General features: G+C 65.5%; 3 protein-coding genes. All 3 read right to left on the bottom strand.

The window, feature by feature from the left end; all coding sequences use genetic code 11:
* The coding region (locus E1809_RS26425; protein ID WP_407921065.1) for a ribulose-phosphate 3-epimerase at positions 1–306 on the bottom strand (306 nt) is incomplete at its 3' end.
* A gap of 16 nt (positions 307–322) precedes the next feature.
* A complete protein-coding gene (locus E1809_RS26420; protein ID WP_133207169.1) occupies positions 323–1039 on the bottom strand; it encodes a DUF5134 domain-containing protein in 717 nt (238 codons plus the stop codon).
* A gap of 158 nt (positions 1040–1197) precedes the next feature.
* On the bottom strand, positions 1198–1566 hold a 369-nt coding region (locus tag E1809_RS26415; protein ID WP_456236609.1), incomplete at its 5' end, for a copper amine oxidase.

Genomic DNA, 1566 nt, shown 5'->3' with positions numbered 1-1566 from the left:
TTTGATGGGGGCGTCGGAGGCTTCGACGTGGAAGGTGACCGAGTCCAGGCCGGCGTCGGCGTAGTGGGGTGCCCAGCGGTCGACGTTGGCGATCATGAGGTGGGCGTCCAGGGGGACGGGGCTGACTTTTTGGATGCGTTCCACGACGGGCAGGCCGATGGTCAGGTTGGGCACGAAGTGGTTGTCCATGACGTCCACGTGCACGGCGTCGGCGTTGCTGATGCGGGCGAGTTCGGCCTCGAGGTTGACGAAGTCGGCCGAGAGGATGCTGGGGTTGATGCAGCACTTCAAGGGTGAAACAGACATGATCCCTGTCTCCTGTTTAGCTGGTCATGGTGGCGAACATGAGGGCCATGGTGGCGGCGCCGGTGGCTTCGAGGGCGTGTTTGGTGCGGTTGTTGTGTGTGTTGCCGTGTGTGCCGTGGCCGGTAGTGGGTTGGCGGCGGAGGAGCAGGGTGGTGAAGGTGATTGCTGCGGTGCCGAAGAGGATGGCCAGGATCAGGGCGGGGGCGCTTTGATGGGCGAAGAGCGCGGTGAGCGGGTTGGCTGTGCTTGTTGCCGCTGCTGGTGTGGTGGTGTGGTGGTTCATGGGCATGGAGCCCATGTCCACCATGCCGCCCATGTTCATCTGAGGCATGTTGCCCGCGCCGGTGTTTCCGGTGGCCGTGTTTCCGGCACTGGTGGTGTTCATGATGGTGAGCATGAACGCGGCGGCGGCCATGGTCGCGGCGTGGTAGGCGCAGGTGATCCGGCCTTGGGTGCCGGTGCAGAGGAGTTTGTATTCGGGGCGGGCGATGGCCTGGAGCGTGAACCAGAGCGCGGCGGCGGCGAGGACGCCGATCTGGGCCAGGAGCGCGGCCGGGGCGAGGTTCCAGATCATCGCGGCCATGGCGGCATGCATGAGGGCGTGCAGGACTTCGTTGATGCGGTCCGTGACCTTGCGGGCCCGGGCGGCGAGGTAGAGGTGGTAGGCGCCGGCGGCGGACAGCACGGCCGTGAGGGCCCAGGAGACTGCGGGGATTTCGAACACAAGGATCACGCCCTCACTAGGGAACAAAAAGTTTGTGGCTGGGATGGTTTCGGTCCCCGGCACTGGGAGTCAGCGCCGGGGACCGAAGACTATTTCATCCCGGTAAGACGGGTCTTACAGGTGGTGCCGGTCCAGCCGGTGGTGCGCTTGCTGCGGCGGTGGCGGGGTTATTTGCCGGTGCTGCAGTGTCCGCCGGTGGTGGTGGTGATTTCGGTGGGGAGGTTCAGGGTGGGGTTTTGGTTGAAGAAGCCGTGGGGTTCGAGCATGAACCCGATGTTCTGCCTCGGCATGACGGGCCAGTCTTCCAGGCGCACGACGTGGTGCATGCCGAAGGTGTACCACACGACCAGGTCCTGATCCACGATGTTCCGGTCCGCCGCGGTCCAGGCCGGCAGCCCGTCCCCGCCGGTGGACTGGTTCGGGTATTCCCCGGCCGGGAACCGTTCTTCCCGGGTGTACGGGGTGACCCAGAGGTTGTTGCGGGCGAACTGGGCGCGTTGGGACACGTGCGCGCGGTCATCCGCGGCCAGGGTGAT

The organism is Arthrobacter terricola (assembly GCF_004354015.1).
Taxonomy (GTDB): domain Bacteria; phylum Actinomycetota; class Actinomycetes; order Actinomycetales; family Micrococcaceae; genus Arthrobacter; species Arthrobacter terricola.
The sequence above is the reverse complement of the archived record's forward strand: the minus strand, read 5'-3'. Positions and strand labels throughout refer to the sequence as shown.